General features: G+C 70.3%; 23 protein-coding genes and 1 pseudogene. 2 read left to right on the top strand and 22 right to left on the bottom strand.

Going from position 1 to position 24655, the window contains the following annotated elements:
• Nucleotides 1-71 precede the first annotated feature (71 nt).
• From EAO75_RS06640 to proS, 15 genes and pseudogenes are all read right to left on the bottom strand, one after another.
• Nucleotides 72-1058: pseudogene (locus EAO75_RS06640) on the bottom strand (YifB family Mg chelatase-like AAA ATPase); the annotation flags it as partial.
• A 1-nt stretch (nt 1059) separates the two neighbouring features.
• Nucleotides 1060-1422, bottom strand: a complete 363-nt coding sequence (locus EAO75_RS06635; RefSeq protein WP_147994025.1) for a YraN family protein — start codon at nt 1420-1422, stop codon at nt 1060-1062.
• A 107-nt stretch (nt 1423-1529) separates the two neighbouring features.
• Nucleotides 1530-1838 (bottom strand): DUF2469 domain-containing protein, encoded by a 309-nt coding sequence (locus EAO75_RS06630; RefSeq protein WP_003965949.1) that lies wholly within the window; start codon nt 1836-1838, stop codon nt 1530-1532.
• 56 nt (nt 1839-1894) lie between these two features.
• Entirely contained in the window at nt 1895-2407 is a 513-nt protein-coding gene (locus EAO75_RS06625; RefSeq protein ID WP_147994024.1) for an NUDIX hydrolase, read from the bottom strand.
• Entirely contained in the window at nt 2397-3173 is a 777-nt protein-coding gene (gene lepB / locus EAO75_RS06620; RefSeq protein WP_147994023.1) for a signal peptidase I, read from the bottom strand. Before lepB (EAO75_RS06620) ends, EAO75_RS06625 begins: the two co-directional genes overlap by 11 nt.
• A gap of 309 nt (nt 3174-3482) precedes the next feature.
• Nucleotides 3483-4448 (bottom strand): signal peptidase I, encoded by a 966-nt coding sequence (lepB, locus tag EAO75_RS06615; RefSeq protein WP_147994022.1) that lies wholly within the window; start codon nt 4446-4448, stop codon nt 3483-3485.
• Complete coding sequence (lepB, locus tag EAO75_RS06610; RefSeq protein ID WP_147994021.1) at nt 4336-5427, bottom strand: signal peptidase I; 1092 nt, start codon at nt 5425-5427, stop codon at nt 4336-4338. The genes lepB (EAO75_RS06615) and lepB (EAO75_RS06610) overlap by 113 nt, the downstream gene beginning before the upstream one ends.
• The gene (gene lepB / locus EAO75_RS06605) at nt 5420-6148 is read right to left on the bottom strand and encodes a signal peptidase I (RefSeq protein ID WP_147994020.1); all 729 of its coding nucleotides are present in this window, start codon (nt 6146-6148) and stop codon (nt 5420-5422) included. The genes lepB (EAO75_RS06610) and lepB (EAO75_RS06605) overlap by 8 nt, the downstream gene beginning before the upstream one ends.
• 63 nt (nt 6149-6211) lie before the next feature.
• The gene (gene rplS / locus EAO75_RS06600) at nt 6212-6562 is read right to left on the bottom strand and encodes a 50S ribosomal protein L19 (protein WP_147994019.1); all 351 of its coding nucleotides are present in this window, start codon (nt 6560-6562) and stop codon (nt 6212-6214) included.
• Nucleotides 6563-6695: 133 nt separating this feature from the next.
• The gene (gene trmD / locus EAO75_RS06595; protein ID WP_147994018.1) at nt 6696-7529 is read right to left on the bottom strand and encodes a tRNA (guanosine(37)-N1)-methyltransferase TrmD; all 834 of its coding nucleotides are present in this window, start codon (nt 7527-7529) and stop codon (nt 6696-6698) included.
• Nucleotides 7529-8080 (bottom strand): ribosome maturation factor RimM, encoded by a 552-nt coding sequence (gene rimM, locus EAO75_RS06590; RefSeq protein WP_147994017.1) that lies wholly within the window; start codon nt 8078-8080, stop codon nt 7529-7531. Before rimM ends, trmD begins: the two co-directional genes overlap by 1 nt.
• Nucleotides 8081-8165: 85 nt before the next feature.
• A complete protein-coding gene (locus EAO75_RS06585; RefSeq protein WP_003973401.1) occupies nt 8166-8405 on the bottom strand; it encodes an RNA-binding protein in 240 nt (79 codons plus the stop codon).
• A 2-nt stretch (nt 8406-8407) separates the two neighbouring features.
• Entirely contained in the window at nt 8408-8827 is a 420-nt protein-coding gene (rpsP, locus tag EAO75_RS06580; protein ID WP_147994016.1) for a 30S ribosomal protein S16, read from the bottom strand.
• A 352-nt stretch (nt 8828-9179) separates the two neighbouring features.
• Complete coding sequence (locus EAO75_RS06575) at nt 9180-9776, bottom strand: hypothetical protein (protein ID WP_147994015.1); 597 nt, start codon at nt 9774-9776, stop codon at nt 9180-9182.
• Between the two features lie 261 nt (nt 9777-10037).
• Complete coding sequence (proS, locus tag EAO75_RS06570; RefSeq protein ID WP_147994014.1) at nt 10038-11453, bottom strand: proline--tRNA ligase; 1416 nt, start codon at nt 11451-11453, stop codon at nt 10038-10040.
• A 199-nt stretch (nt 11454-11652) separates the two neighbouring features.
• Here proS and EAO75_RS06565 point away from each other — a divergent pair, with 199 nt between their 5' ends.
• Complete coding sequence (locus tag EAO75_RS06565; protein WP_147994013.1) at nt 11653-12510, top strand: class I SAM-dependent methyltransferase; 858 nt, start codon at nt 11653-11655, stop codon at nt 12508-12510.
• On the opposite strand, the gene ftsH is transcribed toward EAO75_RS06565, so the two are convergent.
• The 6 genes from ftsH to EAO75_RS06535 all read right to left on the bottom strand — a co-directional run bounded on the left by ftsH (nt 12507) and on the right by EAO75_RS06535 (nt 22186).
• Nucleotides 12507-14444: an ATP-dependent zinc metalloprotease FtsH gene (gene ftsH, locus EAO75_RS06560; protein WP_147994012.1), complete on the bottom strand. Its 1938-nt coding sequence runs from the start codon at nt 14442-14444 to the stop codon at nt 12507-12509. The two genes, EAO75_RS06565 and ftsH, sit on opposite strands and share 4 nt — an antisense overlap.
• A 121-nt stretch (nt 14445-14565) precedes the next feature.
• On the bottom strand, nt 14566-16119 hold the full coding sequence (gene ffh / locus EAO75_RS06555; protein ID WP_147994011.1) for a signal recognition particle protein: 1554 nt from the start codon (nt 16117-16119) through the stop codon (nt 14566-14568).
• 84 nt (nt 16120-16203) lie between these two features.
• The gene (locus tag EAO75_RS06550) at nt 16204-18651 is read right to left on the bottom strand and encodes a [protein-PII] uridylyltransferase (protein ID WP_147994010.1); all 2448 of its coding nucleotides are present in this window, start codon (nt 18649-18651) and stop codon (nt 16204-16206) included.
• Nucleotides 18652-18675: 24 nt separating this feature from the next.
• A complete protein-coding gene (locus EAO75_RS06545; protein ID WP_003997576.1) occupies nt 18676-19014 on the bottom strand; it encodes a P-II family nitrogen regulator in 339 nt (112 codons plus the stop codon).
• On the bottom strand, nt 19011-20354 hold the full coding sequence (locus EAO75_RS06540) for an ammonium transporter (RefSeq protein WP_147994009.1): 1344 nt from the start codon (nt 20352-20354) through the stop codon (nt 19011-19013). Before EAO75_RS06540 ends, EAO75_RS06545 begins: the two co-directional genes overlap by 4 nt.
• A 338-nt stretch (nt 20355-20692) precedes the next feature.
• Nucleotides 20693-22186: a hypothetical protein gene (locus EAO75_RS06535; RefSeq protein WP_147994008.1), complete on the bottom strand. Its 1494-nt coding sequence runs from the start codon at nt 22184-22186 to the stop codon at nt 20693-20695.
• A gap of 457 nt (nt 22187-22643) precedes the next feature.
• On the opposite strand from EAO75_RS06535, the gene EAO75_RS06530 reads away from it, so the two are divergent.
• Nucleotides 22644-23300, top strand: a complete 657-nt coding sequence (locus EAO75_RS06530; RefSeq protein WP_147994007.1) for a bifunctional DNA primase/polymerase — start codon at nt 22644-22646, stop codon at nt 23298-23300.
• 97 nt (nt 23301-23397) lie between these two features.
• Here EAO75_RS06530 and ftsY read toward each other — a convergent pair whose 3' ends face one another.
• The gene (ftsY, locus tag EAO75_RS06525) at nt 23398-24609 is read right to left on the bottom strand and encodes a signal recognition particle-docking protein FtsY (RefSeq protein WP_147994006.1); all 1212 of its coding nucleotides are present in this window, start codon (nt 24607-24609) and stop codon (nt 23398-23400) included.
• Nucleotides 24610-24655 lie beyond the last annotated feature (46 nt).

Raw genomic sequence — 24655 nt, 5'->3', positions numbered from 1 at the left:
TAAAGACCTACGTGACGCGGCCGATGGGCGTCTCAACGAGGGACACGAACACTTCGTTAGTGGTCGCTAAAGTCCAGGAAGAGGACACCACGATGGGCGAGCGACACCGCGCCGGGCCGTGCGACGGCGGGGCCACCGCCGACGAGCGCCTGCATCGTCGCCGAGTGATGCGGGGCGCAGTAGGGGGCCACGTCGATCAAGGGCTTGCCCGGAGGCAGCAGTCCCGCCACCGAGTGCACCGCGGTGACCTCCAGCGACTCCGGCCTGCTGAGCAGGGGCAGGATGGCCGGCAGCCGCTCCGCGAGCATCGTCTTGCCGGCCCCGGGCGGCCCCTCCAGGAACAGATGATGCCCACCCGCCGCGGCGACCTCCACGGCCGTGCGCGCCGAGATCTGGCCCACCACGTCGGCGAGGTCGTGCCCGTGGTCGGACTGGACCGCGCCCATGCTGTGCATGCCCGTGGCCGCGCCCGTCCCCGGTACGCGCAGTCCCGCGAGCAGCGGATCCGGGCGGCCCTGCTCGTCGGGTGCCTCGTCGGGTACGGGTTCGTCGGCGAGAACGGCGATCAGCTGGCGCAGGCTGCGCACGCCCAGGACGGACACACCCGGCACGAGCGAGGCCTCGGCGGCGGCGCACTCCGGGACGACCACCTGCTCGTATCCGGCGTCCGCGGCGGCCAGCACAGCGGGCAGGATGCCCCGGACCGGTCGCACACGTCCGTCCAGGCCGAGCTCTCCGATCATCACGATGTCGGCGAGGACCCTCGGATCGATCCGCTCGGCGGCGCCGAGGACGGCACAGGCCACCGCCAGGTCGAAGCCGCTGCCCGCCTTGGGCACCGACGCCGGGCTGAGCCCGACGGTGAGTTTCTTCTGGGGCCATTCACCGCCCGAGTTGACGACGGCCGCCCGCACCCTTTCCCGGCTCTCCGTCAGACTCTTGTCCGGCAGCCCCACCAAGGTGAACGCCGCCACCCCCGGCTCCAGGTCCGCCTGGACCTCGACGACGACCCCTTCGACGCCCACAAGGGCCACCGAGCACGTACGCGCGAAGCCCATGTCAGGCCACCCCCCGCGCATGCTCGACCACGGGCGCGCCCCGGCCGGGCAGAACGATGCCGACCAGGTCGATGCGCACGCCCCCGGGTGGAGCTCCTCCGTGAGCATGGATCCAGCGTTCCGCAAGGCCTCGCAGACGCTGCGCCTTCTCGGGCGTGATCGCGGCCATCGGATGCTCGAAGCCGCCGGTCCTGCGGGTCTTCACCTCGCACACGACCAGCACGTCACCGTCCATGGCGACGATGTCGATCTCTCCGGTCCTGCCACAGCGCCAGTTGCGCTCGAGAACCGTCATCCCGGACTCGACCAGCCGCCGCGCGGCCAGCTCCTCGCCGTACCTGCCGAGTGCACTGCGTGCGTTCATGTCGGCACCACCTCCGGCGCCAACACTGCAACCCGCTCAGCGAGCTATTGGATCTTGGTGGACAAGTCCGCGACTGTGGATAACTTCCTCACCCCCGCGGGTGAGCGTCATCCGCCCGGGAGCTCCAGGTCACTCTTGTTGAGCTCTTCGATGTTCACGTCCTTGAATGTGAGCACCCGAACCTGCTTCACGAACCGCGCCGGCCGGTACATGTCCCACACCCAGGCGTCCGCCATGGACACCTCGAAGAACACCTCTCCCTGGACCGAGTGCACCTGCATCTCGTAGTCGTTGGTCAGGTAGAAGCGCCGCTCAGTCTCGATCACGTACTTGAACAGACCGACGACATCGCGGTACTCCCGATAGAGCTTGAGCTCCATCTCGGTCTCGTACTTTTCGAGGTCCTCGGCGCTCATGGCATGTTCCCCTTCAGCCGTGCGATCCCACCATTGTGCGCCAGTCCCGTCAGCACCTAGACAATTTCGGGGTCAAGGGTCACGGGCCCGGCGGGGGGACCTTCGTCGAGCAGCCTGCGCAGCAGCTCGGCGAGTCTGGTCGGATACACCGTCTCATGCGCTCGGGCAAGTTCCTGACACGTCCACCAGCGCGCACCGGCGACGCTGCGTCGCTCCAGCTCGGTGAGGCCCACGGCCCGGGTCGCCGTCTGCGTCGTACGCGCCAGGTAGTACCACTCGTCCTGGTCCCAGCGGCGTCCCGCGAACGGGAACGAGCACCTCCGCCTCCACAGCATGGGGCCGAGTTCGACCTCCGTGATGCCGGTCTCCTCGGCGAGTTCCCGCAGCGCGGCCTCTTCGCGCGTCTCGTCGCCCTCGAGGCCCCCGCCGGGCGTGAACCACCAGTCGTCGGCCGGATCCTCCGGCTCATGGCCATGCAGGAGCAGGATGCGGTCGTCGGGGTCGAGCAGTACGACCCGGGCGACCTTGCGCAACCCTTCGTCCTGCCGCTGCGCCGCCTCAGCGGGCACTCGCGGGCTCCGTCCGCGCGCGGGAGCGGCCGCCGAGCCGCTGTGCGACCGGGCCGTACGCTCCGCCGGCCAGGACCAGCACGCCGCCCACCACGATCAGCGCGAGAACCGTCCGCAGCGGTCCGGGCGTCGACAGCGCGCCGAGCTGCTCGAAGCTGGTGGGGCGCTCCAGCATGCCGTCCATGGGCCATACGACGGCGTCCACCCTGGCCGAGACGGCACTGCGCGCCACGGTGCCGCTGGCGGCGTCCGTGAGGTGGGCGGCGGAGTCCAGCGAGCCGCTGCGCTCGTCACCGAGCAGGAAGAGCCTGCCGTTCGGAACGGTCACAGTCGGGAAATTCTGGATCTCGGCCAGGCTGTCCTCGGCCAGATACGGTTCGTCGATCTGCTTGCCGTTGACGGTCAGCTTGCCGTCCGTGCAGCAGCCGACCGTGTCACCGCCGACCGCGACCACGCGCTTGACGACGGGCGCGTTCGTCACCCAGGTCTTGTCGGTGAAGACGACGACATCGCCACGGCGAATCTCGTCGCCGTCGACGCGCTGGGCCAGCACCCGGTCACCGGCTCCGATCGTCGGTGCCATCGAACTGGTGGGCACGGTGTACGGCCGGTAGAGCACCGCTCCCCAGGCGAACCCGCCCAGGAACAGCACCAGGCCCAGCGCCACGGCCAGGCCGGACAACCGCTGCCCGGTCCGGCTGCCCGCCGGGCCCCTGCTCGCGCCACCGTCACGCGGCGCCGTACGTGTACTGCTCTCGCCACCCATGGATCCGCACCCTACCCGGCGGTACCGACACCGGGCAGCCCCTCCCGGGCACCGAGACCACCGGCTCGGCAAAGCTTTCGCCAGCGCGGGACGCCAGGCGGAGCCGGGTGCTGGGCGAGACGACAGCCCGCCTCTCGCCACTCGGTGACGGCCGGCCAGGGAAGGCGCCTCCTGAAAGGCCCCGCCCGGACGAGCGCGCCCGGAGCGGTCGGTTCAGGAAAGCGCGTCCCGCAAGGCACGCCCGCAGGAGCCGGGTCCGCAAGAGGCCCCGCCCACGCAGGCGCGCCCTTGGAGACCCGCGTCCGGCGGTCAGCGCGTCTCAGCCGCCGCGACCCGGCGCCGCCGCCACAGCACCAGCGGCACCGCACCCGCAAGGGCAAGCCCCTGCGGCGCGACCGTGAGGGCTGCGGAGCGGGCGTTCAGGTTCTGCTCGAAGGTGTCCGGGACCGGCAGGGTGTCCCAGCGGTTGATCGGCCAGGCGATCACGATGGCGCGGCCGACGACCTTGTCGACGGGGACCATGCCGTGGTTCGTGTCGGCCTGGTTGTAGCGCGAGTCCCGGGAGTTCTGCCGGTGGTCGCCCATGACCCAGATGAAGCCCTCGGGGACCTTCACCTTGAACTGGCCGCCCTGATCGTCCTGGCTGCACGGCGTGTTGCCGGGGTAGACGTACGGCTCGTTCAGCGCCTTGCCGTTGACCTTGAGCGGGCCCGTGCCCTTGCACTCGACGGTGTCGCCGCCGACGCCGACGACGCGCTTGATGAGGTCCTTCTCCTCCGCGGACGGCATCAGACCGATCCAGCTGAGGAAGGTCTGCAGGGCGTTGGGATCCGGAGTGGGCTCGCCCGCCAGCCAGTTGTCGGGGTCGTGGAAGACGACGACCTCGCCGCGATCGGGCTCGGAGCCGAACCAGGGGGTGAGCTTGTCGACCAGGACGCGGTCACCCTGCTGGAGGGTGTTCTGCATCGAGTCGGAGGGGATCGAGAACGCCTGCACCAGGAACGTCTTGATCAGCAGCGCGAGGACCAGCGCGATACCGATCAGGATGGGCAGCTCCTTCCAGAAGGAGCGTTGCTTCTTCGGCTTGGGGGCAGCCCCGGGCCCCTGGCCGTCGGTCGGCGGCTGCCCGCCGGACCCTGTGCCGTCGCCGGCCGCTCCGGGGTCATTCCCGGAGGTCACGGCGCCGTCCGCGGCCGGGTCGGCTGCTTCCACGGGGTGTCCGCGGTGCTCCTCGCCGTCGTGCCCGGACCGTGCGCCAACCGCCACATCCCCCACGCCAACTCCTCACTCTGTGCCGCTGCCTGCCCCATAGACGACGCAGGCCCACCACTCCCATAACGAGCGGGAGTTCCGCAGGGCTCGGGAGCTGGATCGTTCCGTTCGAATCGTCGGGAGCAACCCTATGCGACAGCTGGGGAGCGGCGGTCGACCCGGTCGCCGAGTCGGAGACCGAAGCGTAGGTATTCGGCTCCTCCAGGTCGGTCATGTGACCGAGCGGCCAGGCGATCCACATCGCCCGTCCGACCACCTCGTCCTCGGAGACCGTGCCGCCGTAGTCCTGGTTCTGGTGGGCGCGGGAGTCCGCGGAGTTGGCCCGGTGGTCGCCCATCACCCACAGCCGGCCCTGCGGGACGGTGATGTCGAACTTCGCCTCGGAGGGGGCGTTGCCGGGGTACAGATAGTCCTCGTTCAGGGGAACGCCGTTGACGGTGACCCGTCCCTGCGTGTCACAGCACTTGACCCGGTCGCCGCCGACGCCGACGACGCGCTTGATCAGATCCTTCTCGTCGTCCGACGGCAGCAGGCCGATGAAGGTGAGCGCCTCCTTGACCTGCTTGACGACGACGGGGTCCTCCTTCTTCACCGTCGTCTGCTCGTCCTGGAGCCAGCCGCCGGGGTCCTTGAAGACGACGACGTCACCGCGCTGCGGCTTGGAGCCGAACCAGGGCGTGAGCTTGTCGACGAGGACACGGTCGCCGATCTGGATCGTCTGCTCCATGGAGCCGGAGGGGATCACGAAGGCCTGGACGAGGAAGGTCTTCAGCACGAGCGCTATGAGGACCGCGACGCCGACGAGAAGGGGTATCTCCTTGATCGCGGAGCGCCTGCGGCGGCGCTTGACCTTGCGCTGGAGCTTGCGCCGCTCCGCGCGCGTGCGACCGCCGGCGGGGCTGGCGGCGCGCCGGGAACCGGTGGGCAGCAGATCCTCGGCGGGGCTGCTCGGGACGCCGCGCGGTTTGCCACGGTTACCCATGGACCCCCTCCGCTGCGGGCACGCGCGCGTAGGCGTCGGGACGGTGCAGTCGGGTCCAGTGCGCGGTCGGCCATACGATCCAGTCGGCGCGGCCGACGACCTCGCCGACCGGGATCATGCCGCCGCCGGGCGAGCCCAGATGGTCGCGGGAGTCTCTGGAGGCGCTGCGGTGGTCGCCGAGGACGAACAGGGACCCGTCGGGTACGACGACGTCGAAGCGCACCGTGGACGGGCTGTCGCCGGCGTACAGGAACGTCGACTCGTCGACCGACCGGCCGTTCACCTGGATCCTCCCCTCGTTGTCACAGCAGACCACGTGGTCTCCCCCCACACCCACAACGCGTTTGATGTAGTCGGCATCCCCGAAATACCCGGTTCCGTCGAACACCACAACATCACCGCGCCGTGGATCGGCACCGAAACGGTACGCCAACTTATTTACGAGAACGCGGTCCCCGATCCTCAATCCGGACTCCATGGATCCGCTGGGAATCTCGAACGGCCGTACCACGAACGTGTTGAGCAGCAGCAGAAACACCAACAGGACCAGCAGGGTCAGACTGATCCGTCCGCCCGGCAGCCACTCGGTGATGCGCTCCGTGATCCGCGACACCAACGCGAAGCGCGACCGTCCCTCCTGGCCCTCCGGGTCCGAGATCGCCTCGGAGTCGGAAGGGCGGGAGGAGCGGTCGCGCTCCGTCGGCTGTGCTTCGGTGTCCATCGAGGCCAGATGCTATCCGGCCCCGCTGTGGACCCCGCGGGGGCGAGCCCCCTGAAGGCGCGCTCAGTTCTCGCGCTTCTCCTTGATCTTCGCCGCCTTGCCGCGCAGCTCGCGCAGGTAGTACAGCTTGGCGCGGCGAACGTCACCCTTGGTGACGAGCTCGATCTTCTCGACGATCGGAGTGTGCACCGGGAAGGTGCGCTCGACGCCGACGGAGAAGGAGACCTTGCGGACCGTGAAGGTCTCGCGCACGCCGGCACCCTGGCGACGGATCACAACGCCCTTGAACTGCTGCACACGGGAGCGGTTGCCCTCGATGACGCGGACGTGGACGTTGACCGTGTCGCCGGGACGGAAGGCCGGGACGTCGCTGCGCAGCGACGCGGAGTCGACGATGTCGAGCAGGTGAGACATTTCGTCTGCTTTCTTCGCCCATGCCACAGGTCAGAGGCGGGAGGTAGGTGTTCGTGAGGATGCTGTCCGCGTCGGGGCGGGCGTCGTGTCCCCCTGTGGCAKGGGCGCACGCCGGACGGCGCACAACAGCGGCCTATTCTTCCATGCCCTCGGTCCTGCGCCAAAATCGGCCGAACCGCTCCCCCTCCGGGTCGGGCATCCAGCCCAGGATGGAGAGCATCTCGCGGTCCTTCTTGTCGAAGGCCTTGGGGTCGCAGCGCTCGATGAGGTCGGGCCGGTTGGCCGTCGTACGCCGCAGGGCCTCGTCGCGGCGCCACCGGGCGATCTTGCCGTGATGACCGCTGACCAGCACCTCCGGGATGTCCCGGCCGCGCCACTCGGGCGGCTTGGTGTAGACGGGGCCCTCCAGGAGGCTCGCCATCGCGCCGGGCGCGAAGGAGTCGTCCCGGTGGGACTCGGCGTTGCCCAGGACGCCGGGCAGCAGGCGGGCCACGGCCTCGGTGATRACCAGTACGGCCGCCTCCCCGCCGGCGAGGACGTAGTCGCCGATGGACACCTCGTGGACGGGCATCCGGGTGGCGTACTCGTCGATGACGCGGCGGTCGATGCCCTCGTAGCGGGCCGGCGTGAAGATCAGCCAGGGCCGCTCGGACAGTTCGACGGCGAGTTCCTGGGTGAAGGGGCGGCCGCTGGGGGTGGGGACGATCAGGGTGGGCGCGCCGGAGCCGCTCTCGTAGCCGTCGGCCAGGACGGAGTCCAGCGCCTCGCCCCAGGGGTCGGTCTTCATGACCATGCCGGGGCCGCCGCCGTACGGGGTGTCGTCGACCGTGTTGTGGCGGTCGTACGTCCAGCCGCGCAGGTCGTGCACCTGGACGTTCAGCTGCCCACGCGCGCGTGCCTTGCCGACCAGGGAGACGTTCAGGGGCTCCAGGTACTCGGGGAAGATCGTGACGACGTCGAGCCTCATCAGCTCTCGTCCTCCGCGTCGCGCGCCGAGGCGATCTCCGCGCGGTCGTCGATCAGACCCGGGGGCGGCGTGATGACCGCGCGCTGCTGCTCCAGGTCGATCTCGGTGACGATCGCCTCGACGAAGGGGATCATCACCTCGCTCCCGTCGGGCCGCTCCACGATGAAGAGGTCCTGCGAGGGCAGGTGCGAGATCTCGGTGATGCGGCCGACCTCGACTCCGTCCTTCGTCACCACGTCGAGGTCCATGAGCTGGTGGTCGTAGTACTCGTCCTCCTCCTCCGGCAGCTCCTCCGGATCGACCTCGGCGATGAGGAGGGTGTTGCGGAGGGCCTCGGCGCCGGTGCGGTCCTTCACACCCTCGAAGCGCAGGAGAAGGCGTCCGCTGTGGACGCGCCCGGTCTCGATGGTGAGGGGGCCCGTGGCGGCGGGGTCCGTGAGGAGGACGGCGCCCGGGCCGAGCCTGAGTTCCGGCTCGTCCGTACGTACCTCGACGGTGACCTCGCCCTTGATGCCGTGGGCGCGGCCGATCCGTGCGACTACCAGCTGCACTGTGCTTGCTCTCCTGTCGGACGACTACGGGCCGGGGACGGCCCAGTGGCCCTCCCCGGCCCGAGCCGGTGCTGTGTGTTCGGCGTCAGCGGACGTGGTCCACGTCGACGAGGTCGACGCGGACACCGCGGCCGCCGATGGCGCCCACGACGGTGCGCAGAGCGCGTGCGGTGCGGCCGTTGCGACCGATCACCTTGCCGAGGTCGTCGGGATGGACCCGGACCTCGAGCACGCGTCCGCGGCGCAGGTTGCGGGATGCGACCTGCACATCGTCAGGGTTGTCGACGATGCCCTTCACGAGGTGCTCGAGAGCCTCCTCGAGCATGCTCAGGCCTCGGCCGACTCGGACTCGGCCGCAGCCTCGTCCTTCTTCTCCGCCTTCTTCTTCTGGGTGATCGCCTCACCCTTGCCCTCGTCCTCGCCGCTGAGGGCCTCGAACGACGGGCGCGCCTTCTTCGGCTCGGCAACCAGCAGCGGAGCCGGGGCGGGCTCGCCCTTGAACTTCTGCCAGTCGCCGGTCTTCTTCAGAATGGCGAGGACGGGCTCGGTCGGCTGCGCGCCGACACCCAGCCAGTACGCCACGCGCTCGGCGTCCACCTCCATGACCGACGGGTTGTAGGTCGGGTGGTACTTGCCGATCTCCTCGATCGCACGGCCGTCACGGCGGGTGCGGGAGTCGGCGACGACGATGCGGTAGTGAGGCGAACGGATCTTGCCCAGACGCTTCAGCTTGATCTTGACTGCCACGGGAGTGGGTTCTCCTGGTTTTGACGTGGTTGGGCACGGCGAGACTGCCGCGTGGGGTTGCGGTACCCGAGTGCCCGATGGACGCGTCAGCCGGAGGCGAGAGGGTTCCTGTGCGGCTGTCGAGTACAGCTAGCCATTGTGCCACACCCTGCGGGTCACTCTTGGCCGAGGGGTACGGCAACTGCGCCTGGGCATCACTGAGGGGCACCCGGCGCGAAGGGTGCCCTCGGCGGGTTGCGCGCCCCGGCGCGACGGGGTGCCGTCTCACATACGAGTCCGCGACGGCACCCTCGCCATCGACGCCACGTGCCGAACCGGCAGCCACGAGATGCCGGTGTCCGACGGGACGCCGCTACGCCGCTCCCACGACCTCCGGGATCCGGAACGGCTTGCCGCAGCCGCCGCACACGATCGGGGCCTGGGCCAGGACCGAGGGGACGACGCGGACGTTGCGGCCGCAGTCGCAGACCGCCTTGACCCGGACGCCGCCGCCGGACGAGCCGTGGCGGGCGGCCGGGCCACGGAAGGTCCGGCTCGTGTCGGCGGAGGTCGCCGCGGTGTGGGCCTTCAGGGCGCGCTGGAGGCGTTCGATGGTCGGGCGGTACCGGCGCTTGGCTTCGGGGTTGAGCGTGACCAGGGAGAAGCCGCTGCTCGGGTGCGGCTCCTCGGGGTGGTCGAGGCCCAGCTCCTCGGCGATCGCGAGGAATCTGCGGTTGTGGTAGCGGCCGGCCCGGGAGGTGTCGCGGACGCCGCGCGAGGCGGCGACGCCATGGACTGCCTCATGAAGCAGTCGCTCGAAGGAGAGCTCGTGACCGCAGGCGGACGACGACTCCCCGATCAGGGACTCTGGCGCGGCGAGATCCGGCAGCTCGGGGTGGTACCGCTGAATATCGGCCCACGCCTGCGCCAGTTCTGCGGCGAGAACAGGTGGTGTCTGTGTCGTGCTCACGTAATGACAACGAGCCGGAGTGCCGCTGTGTTCCGATTCCGGGCCATCCCAAATAATTTGCACGTACCCGTCAGTTGCGAATGATGCGCCCGGACGAGGGCGGGTGCGCTGATCTGCGGAGAAGCCTCACAGCTCATACCAAGCCGGTGCGTAGTCTGACGTACGCCCCGGCACGTACGCCCTGTCCACGCGCCGGTGTGGCTGTGGTCCGCGGATGCGCAAGAGGCGTTTCGGTCGCTCTCGTTCCACACAGGCGTCATCTCAATAAGCGCGCGCGACGACGGCGACGTTACCGGGTGCGTCGTCGGCGTCCGGCACCGACCCGTCCTCGGCGACCAGACACCGTACGGTCACGGCCTGCTCGGCCAGCCTGGCCTCGCCTTCTTCGCCGAGCGTGGCCCACGGGACGCGTGCCCAGCCGCCGGCGGCCGCCGCCTCGAGCGCTTCCTCGACCGTCGACACGTCCGACGTACGGGATTCGCGGCGCTCGCGGGACTGACGCAGCAGCAGCGCCTGGTCCTCGTCGAGGATCGTGGGGAGCAGCCCGGTCAGTGCGTCGAGCGGGACCGGTTCCTTGCCTCCCGGGATCCGGCGGGCCAGCATCGCCGTGCCGTTGTCCAGGTCACGGGGCCCTACCTCGATCCGTACGGGCACGCCCTTGAGTTCCCAGTCGACCGCGCGGCGCCCGAACGGCGTGTCCGTGCGGTCGTCGACCTGGACGCGGATGCCCGCCGCGGCCAGCCGGGCGCCGATCTCGCGGACCTTGGCCAGAACCGGCTCGTCCCCCTTGATCGCCAGGACGACGGCCTGGATCGGCGCGAGCCGCGGCGGCACGCGTAGTCCGTCGTCGTCGCCGTGCGCCATGATCAGGCCGCCGACCATGCGGGTGGAGGAGCCCCAGGAGGTCTGCCAGACGTACTCCTCTCGGCCCTCCTTCGACAGGTAGCGGGTGTGGAAGGCCTTGGCGAAGTTCTGGCCGAGCTCATGGCTCGTGCCCATCTGGAGGGCCTTGCCGTCGCCCATCATCGCTTCGAGGGTGAGGGTGTTGACGGCCCCGGCGAAGCGCTCACTGGCGGTCTTGCGGCCCAGGACGACGTCGATGCCGAGGACGTCGACCATGAAGTCGGCGTACACCTCCTTGTGGATGTGCGCGGCGTAGTCCCGGGCGTCCTCGTAGGTGGCGTGCGCGGTGTGGCCCTCCTGCCAGAGGAATTCGGTCGTGCGGAGGAACACGCGCGGGCGCATCTCCCAACGCACCACGTTCGCCCACTGGTTGATCAGCAGCGGCAGGTCGCGGTAGCTCTGCACCCACTTGGCGAAGTAGTCGTTGATGATCGTCTCGGAGGTGGGCCGGACGACGACGGGCTCCTCCAGCTCCTTGCCGCCGCCGTGCGTGACGACGGCGAGTTCGGGGGCGAAGCCCTCGACGTGCTCGGCCTCCCGCGTCAGATACGACTGGGGGATGAAGAGCGGGAAGTAGGCGTTAGCGGCACCGGCCTGCTTGATGCGGGCGTCCATCTCGGCCTGCATCCGCTCCCACAGCGCGTACCCGTACGGCCGGATCACCATCGTGCCGCGCACCGGACCGTTGTCGGCGAGCTCGGCCTTGTTGATCAGGTCCTGGTACCAGCGCGGGAAGTCATGTGCCCGTGGCGTAAGAACGAGTGCCTTTGCCATGGCCAGATGGTACGGGCCCATGTTGCCGGAATGTGAATTTCCGCCACGGACGCAGAGAACCCACAAGCCGGGCCCCGAGACCCCTGGACGCGACGTCGGGTGCGGAGTTTCCTGGCATACGGGGGAGCGTGAGCGCCTCGTCACAGGGCGCTACGACATCGGGCACAGTGACAACTCTCGTCGGAATGGGGCGCTTTACATGACACCTACGCTCGTGCGGCAGCACCCACCTCACGCGGGCGCGACGCCCCGTGTGGACCTGTGTGCACGCGCGCGTGACTGGTCCGAGATCCAGGAGCGGATGCTGGTTCCGCTCTACGAGGCCGTCTACGAGCGACTGGAGGTGGGCCCGGGCACCCGGCTGCTGGGCCTCGGCTGCGGCAGCGGACTCGCCCTTTTGATGGCGGCGTCCAGAGGCGCGGCCGTCACCGGCGTCGAGTCCGACTCCCCCGAACGGCTGAGGCTCGCCCGGCAGCGGCTGCTGCCCGAGGCGTGGGGCACACGCGCGCGTGCCGAGACCCGGCTCGTCGAGGGCTCGCCCGGGGACGCGTCCGACGCACGGACACCCGCGTACACGCTGGTGACCGCGTTCGAGCCCATCGGGTGCCTCGCGGGTGACTCGGAGGGCCTCGGTGAGACGCTCGCGGCCGTCACTGCGCTCGCCGAGCGGGGGGCGCCGGTGGTGCTCGCCGGCTGGGGTCCGCCGGAGCGCTGCGCCACGTCGTCGGTGCTGCGCGTCGCCACCAAGCTGGCCGATCCCCTGCGCAGCACGGGCAGTTGGCGTCCGGCCCTGCGTGACGACCTGGAGGAGGTCGCCCAGCGTGCGGGCCTCAGGCCCGACGGTTCCGGGCGGGTGGCCTGCCCCTTCGGGTACGCGGACGTCGACAGTGCCGTACGGGGCCTGCTGTCGACGGGGTTGTTCGACGCGGCGGTCTCCGCGACCGACCAGGCCCAGGTCGACAAGGAGTTGACCGAGGCACTGCACCCGCACCAGCGGCAGGACGGCACGGTGTGGATGCCGAACGTGTTCCGGTACCTGATCGCGCGGGTCCCCTAAGCCTCCGTGTCCTTGGCCAGCCTTGTGATCCCCGCGATCCGGTAGGCGTCCACCTCCTCCAGGGTCTCGTTCTCCAGCAGGGCCTCCGCCAGCGCGTCCAGCTTCCCGCGGTGGTCGCGGAGTTTGCGGCAGGCCTCCTCGTAGCAGGCGTCGACGATCCGGCGCATCTCGGAGTCGATGACGTCGAGGGTCTGCGGGGCGGCGGAGAGTCCGTACGCCTGCTGGGCGTCGCTCGGCAGGGCGGACAGCCGGCCGACGCGCTCACTCATGCCCCAGCGGGCCACCATCCCGCGCGCGATGTTGGTGACCTGTTCGAGGTCGTTCTCCGCTCCGGTGGTGACGACCCCGTAGACCACGTCCTCGGCCGCCATACCGCCCAGCGCCCCGATGATCCGGCCGCGCAGGTACTCCTCCGAGTGCGCGTACCGCTCCACCTCGGGGGTCGACATCGTCACGCCGAGTGCCCGGCCGCGCGGCACGATGGTGATCTTGCGGACGGGGTCGGCGCCCGGCTGCAGCATGCCGAGGAGGGCGTGCCCGCTCTCGTGGAACGCGGTGCGGCGGCGGTCCTCCTCGGGCATCACGAGGGTGCGTTCGGCGCCCAGCTGCACCTTCTCCAGGGCCTCGGAGAGGTCCGCGGCGCTCACCTGTTCCTGGCCCCTCTTGACCGCCAGCAGCGCCCCCTCGTTGGCGAGATTGGCCAGATCCGCGCCTGTCATGCCCGGGGTCTTGCGGGCGAGCTGGATCAGGTCCACGTCCTCGGCGAGCGGGATGTCGCGGGTGTGGATCCGCAGGATCGCCTCGCGTCCGCGGCGGTCCGGCGGGGAGACGTTGACGACCCGGTCGAAGCGGCCGGGCCGGGTCAGTGCCGGGTCCAGGATGTCGGCGCGGTTCGTCGCCGCGATGACGATCACGCCCTCCGAGCCGGAGAAGCCGTCCATCTCGGTGAGGATCTGGTTCAGGGTCTGCTCGCGCTCGTCGTGACCGCTCACCGACGCGCCCCCGCTGCGCACCCGTCCGATGGTGTCGATCTCGTCGATGAAGATGATCGACGGCGCCACCTTGCGGGCCTCGGCGAACAGCTCACGGACGCGGGAGGCGCCGACACCGACGATCATCTCGATGAACTCGGACGCCGAGGCGGAGAAGAACGGCACGCCCGCCTCGCCCGCGACCGCACGCGCCAACAGGGTCTTGCCGGTGCCGGGTGAGCCCGCGAGCAGTACGCCGCGCGGCATCTTGGCGCCCATCCTGCGGTAGGCGTCGGGGTGCTCCAGGAAGTCGACGACGTCGTCCAGTTCGCCCTTGACCTCGTCGATGCCGGCCACATCGGCGAACGTCGTACGGTCCTTGCCCGGCAGCAGCTCGACCGGCTTGGGCGGCGCCTTGCGCCCGAACATGCCGCCCGCGCCGCCGCGGCCCCCGGCGAACCGCCGGGCGACGAAGATCCAGACCGCGACGATGATCACGAGCGGTGCCAGCGAGATCAGCAGATTGACGAGGAGACCGCGCTGCTTGACGACCGGCTCCGCGGTCACCGTGACGTCGTGACTGCGCAGCTCCTGCCAGAGCTCGTCGTCCGCGAAGGCGGGGCGCTGCGTCTTGAACTTGGTGTAGTCGCCGTCGCCGTCGGGCTTGTCCCTGGCGCTCTTGAGCTCGCCCTGGATGGCGTCGCCCTTGGAGTAGATCTTGGAGACGTTGCCCTCGTCGACCTGCCTGCTGAACTCGGTGTAGGAGATCGTCGGCTCGTTGCCCTGGTCGAGGTAGGTCAGTCCGATGTACGCCAGCAGGAACACGATCACGGCGGTGAGGAGCAGGCTCCACCAGCGACCGCGTAGGCGTCGGCCACCGGACTTCCTGGGCGGCTCGTCCGGGGTGCCCTCGGTGCGCCACGGCTGGTCAGGGGCCTTGCGCGGTGGCGCGGCATTGCTCATATCTGGACGTTACGGCAGACAGCGGGCCATGGCACGCGCAGAGGGCGCCCCCCTTGGCGAGGGGCGCCCTCTGTGACGTACGGGACGAGACGGTCGTACGACAGAACCGTCCGGAGAACCGTCAGCCCATGAACTTCTTGAACTCGTCCGGCAGCTCGAAGTCCTGCGCGGCCTGCTGACCCGGCAGCCCGAGGGCGCCTCCGGCCTGAGCGGCGGCGGCGCGGCGGGCGGCCTCGTCCTGCTCCTGCTGCTTGCGCTTCATCGGGTTGCCGGAGCGCTGCTTGCCCTTGGCCTTCTTCGGTTGCTTCTTGGTGCGGCCCGGACCGCCACCCATGCCCGGCATCCCCGGCATACCGGGCATGCCGCCGCCCTGGGCCATGCGGGACATCATCTTGCGCGCCTCGAAGAACCGCTCGACGAGGTTCTTGACCGCGCTGACCTCGACGCCGGAACCCTTCGCGATACGGGCGCGGCGCGAGCCGTTGATGATCGTCGGCTCCTGGCGCTCGCCCGGCGTCATCGACTTGATGATCGCGGCGGTGCGGTCGACGTCGCGCTCGTCGAGGTTGTTGATCTGGTCCTTGATCTGGCCCATGCCCGGGAGCATGCCGAGCAGCTTGGAGATGGAGCCCATCTTCCTGACCTGCTCCATCTGGGCCAGGAAGTCGTCGAGGGTGAAGTCCTGGCCCTTCTTGGAGGCCAGCTTCTCGGCCATCTTCTGGGCTTCGGCCTGGTCGAAGGTCTTCTCCGCCTGCTCGATCAGGGTGAGCAGGTCACCCATGTCGAGGATGCGGGAGGCCATCCGGTCCGGGTGGAAGGCGTCGAACTCGTCGAGCTTCTCGCCGTTCGACGCGAACATGATCGGCTTGCCGGTGATCTGCCGGATCGACAGGGCGGCACCACCGCGGGCGTCACCGTCGAGCTTGGAGAGCACCACGCCGTCGAAGCCGACGCCGTCGCGGAAGGCCTCGGCGGTGTTGACCGCGTCCTGACCGATCATCGCGTCGACGACGAACAGGATCTCGTCCGGCGAGACCGCGTCACGGATGTCCGCGGCCTGCTTCATCATCTCCTGGTCGATGCCCAGGCGGCCGGCGGTGTCCACGATCACGATGTCGTGGACCTTGGCCTTGGCGTGCTCGATGGAGTCCTTGGCGACCTTGACCGGGTCGCCCACGCCGTTGCCCGGCTCGGGCGCGTAGACCGCGACGCCGGCGCGCTCGGCGACGACGCTGAGCTGGTTCACGGCGTTCGGGCGCTGGAGGTCACAGGCGACGAGCAGCGGCGAGTGGCCCTGCTCCTTCAGCCAGTGGCCGAGCTTGCCCGCGAGGGTGGTCTTACCGGCACCCTGCAGACCGGCCAGCATGATCACGGTCGGCGGCTGCTTGGCGAAGCGCAGGCGGCGGGTTTCGCCACCGAGGATCGTCACGAGCTCGTCGTTGACGATCTTCAGGACCTGCTGGGCCGGGTTCAGCGCCTTGGAGACCTCTACGCCGAGCGCGCGCTCCTTGACGTTCTTGATGAACGTGCGGACGACGGGCAGTGCCACGTCCGCTTCGAGAAGCGCGATGCGGATCTCGCGCGCTGTCGCGTCGATGTCCGCCTCGGAGAGCCGTCCCTTGCCGCGCAGGTTCTTGAAAGTCGCTGAGAGGCGATCGGAAAGAGTATCGAACACGGCGCTCGCGGTCCTCGGGGTCGGTGGCGGCTGGCAATCGCCCTCCAGGGTATCCCGGCGGCGCGGTTTGCTGGGATCCCCCGTTCAGCCCCGCAACGTCTCCTCCAGCTTGCGTGCCACGGCTGCCGCCTCCTCGCCGGGCAGCGGCGCTCCCCCGGGCCCTGTGACATAGAACGCGTCGACGGCGTTGGCGCCCGGTGTACTGACATGCGCGCTGCGCACCCGCACACTCGCGTCCTCCAACGCCCGGCCGATCCGGAACAGCAGCCCCGGTGCGTCCTGGGCCCGGACCTCGATGACCGTGGCCAGCCGGGAGGCGGCCGGATGGACCGTCACCCTCGGCGGCGGTGCCACGACGCCCCGGCGACGCGGATAGGCCGCGTCCCGCTCGGCGAGACGGCCCGCGATGTCCAGGGAGCCGTCCAGCGCCCGGACCAGGTCGGCTCGCAACCGGGCGGCCTGCGGCAGGGAGCCGTACTCGGCGGCGACCCGCCAGTTCAGCAGCAGGACGGAGCCCTCGACGCCGTCCGGCAGGTCCAGGGCGCGCAGTTCCGCGGTGCGCACGGTCAGGCGGTGCATCGCCAGGACGCCGGCCACCGCGGGCAGCACACCCGGCTGGTCGGGGACGGCGATGAGAAGCTCCACGCCGAGCGGCTCCGGGTCGCCCGAGGGCTGTTCCACGGTCGGCGGCTCGGTCTGGGCGCGCAGCGACAGTACGGGGCTGCCGGTGGCGATCGCCTCGATGGCGAGGCGCTCCTGCTCGGCGGTGGGCGCGGCGGCCTCGGGCTCGTCCGGGTCGTCCCCGGCGAGCACGGCACCGACCCGTTTCACCAGGTCGGCGACGAGTGACCCGCGCCAGGACGACCACGCCGCCGGGCCGGTGGCCAGCGCGTCCGCCTCGGTCAGGGCGTGCAGCAGCTCCAGGGTGCCCTGCGAGCCGACCGCCTCGGCGACCGAGCGCACGGTGGCCGGGTCCTCCAGGTCGCGCCGGGTGGCCGTGTCGACGAGCAGCAGGTGATGGCGTACGAGGGTGGAGAGCACGGCCACGTCGTCGCGGTCGAAGCCGATGCGCGCGGCCACGTCCTTGACGATGATCTCGCCGGCCACCGAGTGGTCGCCGGGCCAGCCCTTGCCGATGTCGTGCAGCAGCGCGGCGACCAGCAGGAGGTCCGGGCGGTGGACCCGGCGGGTGAACTCGGAGGCGCGGACGGCCGTCTCGATGAGGTGCCGGTCGACGGTCCAGATGTGCACGGCGTTGCGCTGCGGGCGGCAGCGCACCCGCTCCCAGTCGGGCAGGAAGTGAGTGATCAGCCCTTCGGCCTCCAGCGCCTCCCACACCTCGACCGTCGGCCGCCCGGAGCCCAGCAGGGTCACGAGCTGTTCGCGCGCCTCGGCGGGCCAGGGGGTGGGCAGCGGCCGTGCGCCGGCCGCCATGCGCCGTACGGCGTGCAGGGAGAGCGGAAGTCCCGCCTGCGCGGCGGCGGCCGCGGCGCGCAGGGGCAGTACGGAGTCACGGTCGGGACGCGCGGCGCGGGCGAGCACCACCTCGCCGTCCTGCTCCACGACGCCCTCGGCGAGCGGGGAGCGCTCTGCGGTCGGCTTCGCGCCGCCCAGCATGGCGCGCAGACGTGGCCGCACGGCGCGCGCCCGCAGCACACGCCCCACTTCACGCCAGGTGACATCACTGGCGTACGAGATGACGCGCGCTGCCTCGTACACCTGCCGCAGCAGCGTGTCGGCGTCGAGGAGCCCGAGCTCGGCGGCGACCTGGTCCTGCTCCTGGAGCGCCAGCCGGTCGGTCGCCCGTCCGGTGGACAGGTGCAGGGCGTCGCGTACGTCGAGCAGCCGGCGCCGGGCGTCGTCCAGGCCCTCACGCGGGGCGTCGGCGAGCCAGGACGCGGCCACGGCGCGCAGGATGGTGGCGTCCCGCAGGCCGCCGCGCGCCTCCTTCAGGTCGGGCTCCAGCAGGTACTGCAACTCGCCCTGGCGCTCGGCGCGTTCGACGGACAGCTCCTGGAGTTCGGGCAGCCGCTTGGGCGCCTGGTTGCGCCAGTCGGCGAGCACCGACGTGCGCAGTGCGGCCGTAAGTCCCAGGTCGCCCGCGATGTGCCGGGCGTCCAGCAGGCCCAGCTGGACCTTGAGGTCCTCGCCGGCGGTCTTGCGGGCCTCGGCGGGCGTGCGCACGGAGTGGTCGAGGGCGAGACCGAGGTCCCAGACGGGGTACCAGATGCGGTCGGCCAGCGCGGCCACCGCCTTGCTGTCGCCGCCGTCGTGCAGCAGGAGCAGATCGAGGTCGCTGCGCGGGGACAGCTCGCCGCGGCCGTATCCGCCCACGGCGACCAGGGAGACGCCCCGCATCCCCTCGGCGCCGGCCGCGAACAGGCCGGTCAGCCACTCGTCGGTCAGCTCCGCGAGGGCGGCACGGCGCGGCGGCCCGGACCGCGCCCCCTCGGTGAGGAGACGCAGCCGGGCCGCCGCGTAGCCGCTGGGTCCCGAGTCCTCTGCTTCGTTACGCACGTCCGTACTCGACACCCAGCAGCTCCTGTTCTTCTTCTGTCAGAGCGCGTCGGGTCCGCGCTCGCCGGTCCGGACCCGTACGGCCGTCTCGACCGGCAGGGACCAGACCTTGCCGTCACCGATCTTGCCGGTGCGGGCGGCCTTGACGATGACGTCGATCAGCTGCTCGGCGTCGTCGTCCTCGGCCAGGACCTCGATGCGGATCTTCGGGACCAGGTCGACGGTGTACTCGGCACCGCGGTAGACCTCGGTGTGGCCCCGCTGACGACCGTAGCCGCTCGCCTCGGTGACCGTCAGACCGTGTACTCCGAAGGCCTGGAGGGCTTCCTTGATCTCGTCGAGCCGGTGGGGCTTGACGACTGCGGTGATGAGCTTCATGCGTCCACCTTCTTGCTCGCGGCCGCGGCGGCCGGAGCCGGGGCGGCGGTCCGGGCGGCGCCGCCACCGGCGCCACTGAAGTCGTATGCGGTCTCGGCGTGCTCGGCCTGGTCGATGCCGGCGACCTCGTCGTCCTCGGAGACCCGCATTCCGATGGTCTTGTCGAGGATGAAGGCGAGGAGCGCGGAGACGACCAGCGAGTAGGCCAGGACGGCGAAGACACCGGCGCACTGCTTCCAGAACTGGTCGAGGCCGCCGCCGTAGAAGAGGCCCTTGACCTCGGACTGGCCCTTGCCGCTGGCGAAGAAGCCGATCAGCAGGGAGCCGACGACACCGCCGACCAGGTGGACGCCGACGACATCGAGCGAGTCGTCGTAGCCGAGCTTGTACTTCAGGCCGACGGCCATGGCGCACAGCAGACCGGCGATGGCACCGACGGCGATCGCACCGAGCGGGGAGACCGCGCCGCCGGACGGAGTGATGGCGACCAGACCGGCGACCGCGCCGGAGGCGGCACCCAGCGTGGTGAACGCGCCGTGCCGGATCTTCTCGTAGATGAGCCAGGCCAGCATGGCGGCGGCGGTGGCGACCTGCGTGTTGACGAACATCAGCGCGCCCACGCCGTCGTCGTTGCCGAGCCAGGAGCCGGCGTTGAAGCCGAACCAGCCGAACCACAGCAGACCGGCGCCGAGCATGACCAGCGGGAGGCTGTGCGGACGCATCGGGTCCTTCTTGAAGCCGACGCGCTTGCCGATGACGAGGATCACGCCGAGCGCCGCGGCACCCGCGTTGATGTGGACCGCCGTACCACCGGCGAAGTCGATCACGCCGAGCTCGAAGGCCCAGCCGCCGGAGCCCCAGACCCAGTGCGCGACCGGGAAGTAGACGACGGTGACCCACAGCGCGACGAACAGCGCCCACGCCGTGAACTTCACACGGTCGGCCAGGGCACCGCTGATCAGGGCGGGCGTGATGATCGCGAACATCAGCTGGAAGACCATGAATACGAAGATCGGGATGGTGTAGCCGTCCCACAGCTCCGTCAGGCCGATATTGCTGAGGCCGACCCAGTCGGAGTTCCAGCCGATGAGGCTGCCGGAGTCCGTACCGAAGGCCAGGGAGAAGCCGTACAGCACCCACAGGATGGTGACGATCCCTATGCTGATGAAGCTCATCATGAGCATGTTCAGCGTGCTCTTGACGCGGACCATGCCTCCGTAGAAGAAGGCAAGGCCCGGGGTCATGAGCAGGACCAGGGCGGAACAGATAAGCATGAAGCCTGTGTTGGCGGACGACAGCGTGGGTGCGTCCGCCGCAAGCGTGATGGCGGCTGATGCCATCGGCGTCTCCTCGTCATTGGTACGGCCCCGTGCGGGCGAAGCCTGAGCGGAATGAGGGGTGGGCCGGTTATGCGCCATGAGATTGGCGCAGCGCCGTTTCGGTCGAAGCCCCTCGTTGTTTCGCCACCGTGACGAAGGCGCCCTGCGTGTTACGCCTCGATGAACTGCCGGATGTGCGGCTGCCGGATCGTTATCGTGGCGCAACCTTCACTGAAGGAAGAAAAGGACCGGCCGCGGTCGGCCTTCCGATGACCTGGCATGGGGGAGCCGAGTCGGGCAGTTCGGGAGGGCCGGCCGCGGCCGGGGTTCTGGGGTTTCCGCGGGATTCGCCCGCGGCGTCAGACCGCCTCCGCGGTCTCCGGGAGCTCGACGGCGAGCTTGTCCGTCAGGTCCACGACCTCGGCGAGATCCCCGAAGTCGCGGACGGCCGTGTCGACCGTCTTTCGAATACGAGTGTTGACGCGCTCGGAGCGCACCTTCTTGGCGACGAGCATGGCCTGCTCGGCACAGGCCGCGCTCTGCTCGGGCTCGCGCCGCAGCAGATGGACCGTGGCCACCCCGATGAGGTTCAGCGCATACGACCGCTGGTGCTCGCCGTCCTTCGCGAACAGATCCACGGCCTGCTGCATCAGCGGCTCGGCCAGCGAGGCGTACGTCGGGCTGCGGCCGGCGACATAGGCGAGGTCGCGGAAGGAGTGGGAGTTCTCGCCGTACAGCTCGGCCTCGGAGAAGAAGCGGATCCAGTCGGGGTCCGGGTCGTCCCAGTCCTCGGCCTCGGAGAAGGTGTCCTCGGCCATCCGGACCGCCCGCTTGCACTTGCCGGGCTGGCCCATGTTGGCGTACGCGCGAGCCTCCATCGCATACAGCATCGACTGGGTGCGCGGGCTCGCGCAGTCCCGGCTGCCGTACTGCGCGAGATGGATCAGCTCCAGCGCGTCGTCGGGCCGGCCGAGGTGGATCATCTGGCGGCTCATGCTGGACAGGACGTACGAGCCGAGCGGCCTGTCGCCGGCCTCCTTGGCGGCGTGCAGCGCGAGGACGAAGTACTTCTGCGCGGTGGGCTGGAGCCCGACGTCGTACGACATCCAGCCGGCCAGCTCCGCCAGCTCGGCGGCGACCTTGAACAGCTTGCGGGTCGTGGATTCGGGCTGGGGCTCCTGGAGCAGGTCCGTCACCTCGTGCAGCTGGCCCACGACCGCCTTGCGGCGCAGGCCGCCGCCGCACTGGGCGTCCCACTGCCGGAACATCACGGTGGTGGACTCCAGCAGGTCCAGCTCGGGCTTGGACAGCCGGCCACGCGCGCGTGAGGACGGGACGGGCCGGGTCTCCTGGTACGGGGCGGGCGGCGCGGGGACCAGCCAGCGCTGCATCGGCTCGATGAGCGCCGGGCCCGCGGACAGGGCCAGCGAGCTCCCGAGGAAGCCGCGCCGCGCCAGCATCAGGTCGCTGCGCGAGAACTCGCTGAGCAGGGCCACCGTCTGCGGGGCCGTCCAGGGCAGGTCGACGCCGGACACGGAGGGTGACTGGCGGGCGGCACGCAGGCCGAGGTCCTCGACGGAGACGACGCAGCCGAACCGCTCGGAGAACAGCTCGGACAGGATCCTGGGGATCGGCTCGCGGGGGTTCTCGCCGTCCAGCCAGCGGCGCACGCGGGAGGTGTCGGTGGAGATGTGGTTGGCGCCCAACTGGCGGGCCCGGCGGTTCACTTGGCGGGCGAGTTCGCCCTTCGACCAGCCGCTGCGCACGAACCAGGACGTGAGAAGCTCGTTCGGGCGCTTGTCAGCGTGCGATGCGCCACCGGCACTCGTACCGCTTCCGCTGTTGCCGCTCACTGGAACGCCCCCATCCCTTGGACCACTTGTCACCGAGTGCGCCAAGCCCTATCAGAATGCCGGTAAATACGGTCGGCCGTCCGGCGGTTCTCACCCTTCGAACGGAAAGCCGACTTGCCCCCGGCATACCCACGAGCGCATGTGCCCCGAAGCTTCGTGCACTCACGGTAATCCTACGATCACTGCTCCAGCCATGGCGATCCCTGAATCGCCACCATTCGCCACCCCTTCGAATGAACTCACGGTCGCCTCCACGCGATTCACTTGACATAGGACGGCCGGAAGTGGGCGGAGCGAAGCACTCAGGGGCGCGTGTTGCCCGGCCCACAACCCGGAGCACTTCCAAGCGCCGCGTGGACCGAGCGACGCCAAGGGGTACCCGGCCGCCGAGGAACACACAGGGTCACGTTCCGCTATCGCGTCGTAACCACCGGCGCACTGGACCGTTGGAGGGGGCATGGGCTTCACGATCGGCGGCATCCGGGAGATGCGATCCGGCTCGCGGCGACGCGGCCGCTCCTCGGAGTGCACCGCCGTCGCCGAGTTCACCGGACTGTGGGGCTGGGACGCGGTGCCCGGCGCACGCGCCGCCGCGGGCGCCTGTTCGTGCGGCCGCTCGGACTGTGACGCGCCCGGCGCGCACCCCCTGGACTTCGCGCCCCAGATCCCGGCGGGGGCCACGCTCGACGAGGTCACCAAGACCTGGTCGGAGTTCCCGGGCGCCGCGGTGATGCTGCCGGTCGGGCGGGCGTTCGACGTGATCGAGGTGGCCGAGCCCGCCGGACGCCGCGCGCTGACCCGGCTCGAACGCATGGGCCTGCCCCTCGGCCCGGTCACCGCCACCCCCGACGGCCGCGCCCACTTCTTCGTCGCCCCCGGCGCCGCCGCCGAGCTCCCCGAGATCCTCTACCGCATGGGCTGGGACGACCCGACCCACCTCGACCTGCGCGGCCTCGGCCCCGGCACGCACCTCACGGCCCCGCCGTCCGACCGGGGCGGCCAGGGTCCGGCACGCTGGCTGCGCCCGCCGGCGCTGGACACGGCGACGAAGCCACCGGCGGCCCGGCTGCTGCTGGGGACGCTGGCCTATGTGGCCCACAGGTCGCGCGCATAGACATACACCTAGACGTACACAGCGAAGCGCCCGACTCCCAACTGCACCTTGGGAGGCGGGCGCTTCTTCGAGCACATACCAAATTCGGCAGGTGGGGTCACTCTCCGATAAGGGCGTCAACGAACGCCTCCGGCTCGAACGGCGCCAGATCGTCGGCGCCCTCCCCCAGCCCGATCAGCTTCACCGGGACGCCCAGCTCGCGCTGCACCGCGACGACGATGCCGCCCTTGGCCGTGCCGTCCAGCTTGGTGAGCACGATGCCGGTGATGTCGACGACCTCGGCGAAGACGCGGGCCTGCACCAGGCCGTTCTGCCCCGTGGTGGCGTCCAGCACCAGCAGCACCTCGTCCAGCGGCGCGTGCTTCTCGACGACCCGCTTGACCTTGCCGAGCTCGTCCATGAGGCCGGTCTTGGTGTGCAGGCGCCCGGCGGTGTCGATGAGGACGACGTCGGAGCCCATCTCCTTGCCCTCCTTCACCGCGTCGAACGCGACGGAGGCGGGGTCGCCGCCCTCCGGCCCGCGCACGGTGTAGGCGCCGACGCGCTCACCCCAGGTCTGGAGCTGGTCGGCGGCGGCGGCACGGAAGGTGTCGGCGGCGCCCAGGACCACGCTGCGGCCGTCGGCCACGAGGACCCGGGCGAGCTTGCCGGTGGTGGTGGTCTTGCCGGTGCCGTTGACGCCGACGACCATCACGATGCCGGGCTTGCTGGCCTCGGGCTCGGTCTTGACCACGCGGTCCATGTCGGTGCCGACCAGCTTGAGGAGCTCCTCGCGCAGCAGGCCGCGCAGCTCCTCGGGGGTGCGGGTGCCGAGGACCTTGACGCGCTCGCGCAGGCCGTCGACGAGTTCCTGGGTGGGCGCGACGCCGACGTCGGCGGTGAGCAGGGTGTCCTCGATCTCCTCCCAGGTGTCCTCGTCGAGGTGCTCGCGCGACAGCAGCGTGAGCAGCCCCTTGCCGAGGGCGGTCTGCGAGCGGGAGAGCCGGGCACGCAGACGGATCAGGCGGCCGGCAGTGGGCTCCGGAACCTCGATCTCGGTCGGCGGGAGCTCTTCGACGACGGGCGGTTCCTCGACGGCGACCCCGGTCGAGCCGTCGGGAAGATCCACCTCCTCTATGGTCCGGCGCGGTTCGTCGCGCGGTGTCTCGGCCTCGTCGCCGACGTGCGGCTCGGCCGGAGGGGCGGTGATGTCGGGGGCGGCGGGCGGCGGCGGGGGCAGCTGCTTCTTACGGCGACTGCCGACGATGAGCCCGCCGAGCGCGCCGAGCACGACCACGGCGATGACTACAGCAAGGATGACGATTTCCATAACCCGTCCAGTATCGGCCATGGAGTGCGGCGACACCCCTCTGGAT

The sequence above is a fragment of the Streptomyces sp. UW30 genome (assembly GCF_008042075.1).
GTDB lineage: Bacteria > Actinomycetota > Actinomycetes > Streptomycetales > Streptomycetaceae > Streptomyces.
The sequence above is the reverse complement of the archived record's forward strand: the minus strand, read 5'-3'. Positions and strand labels throughout refer to the sequence as shown.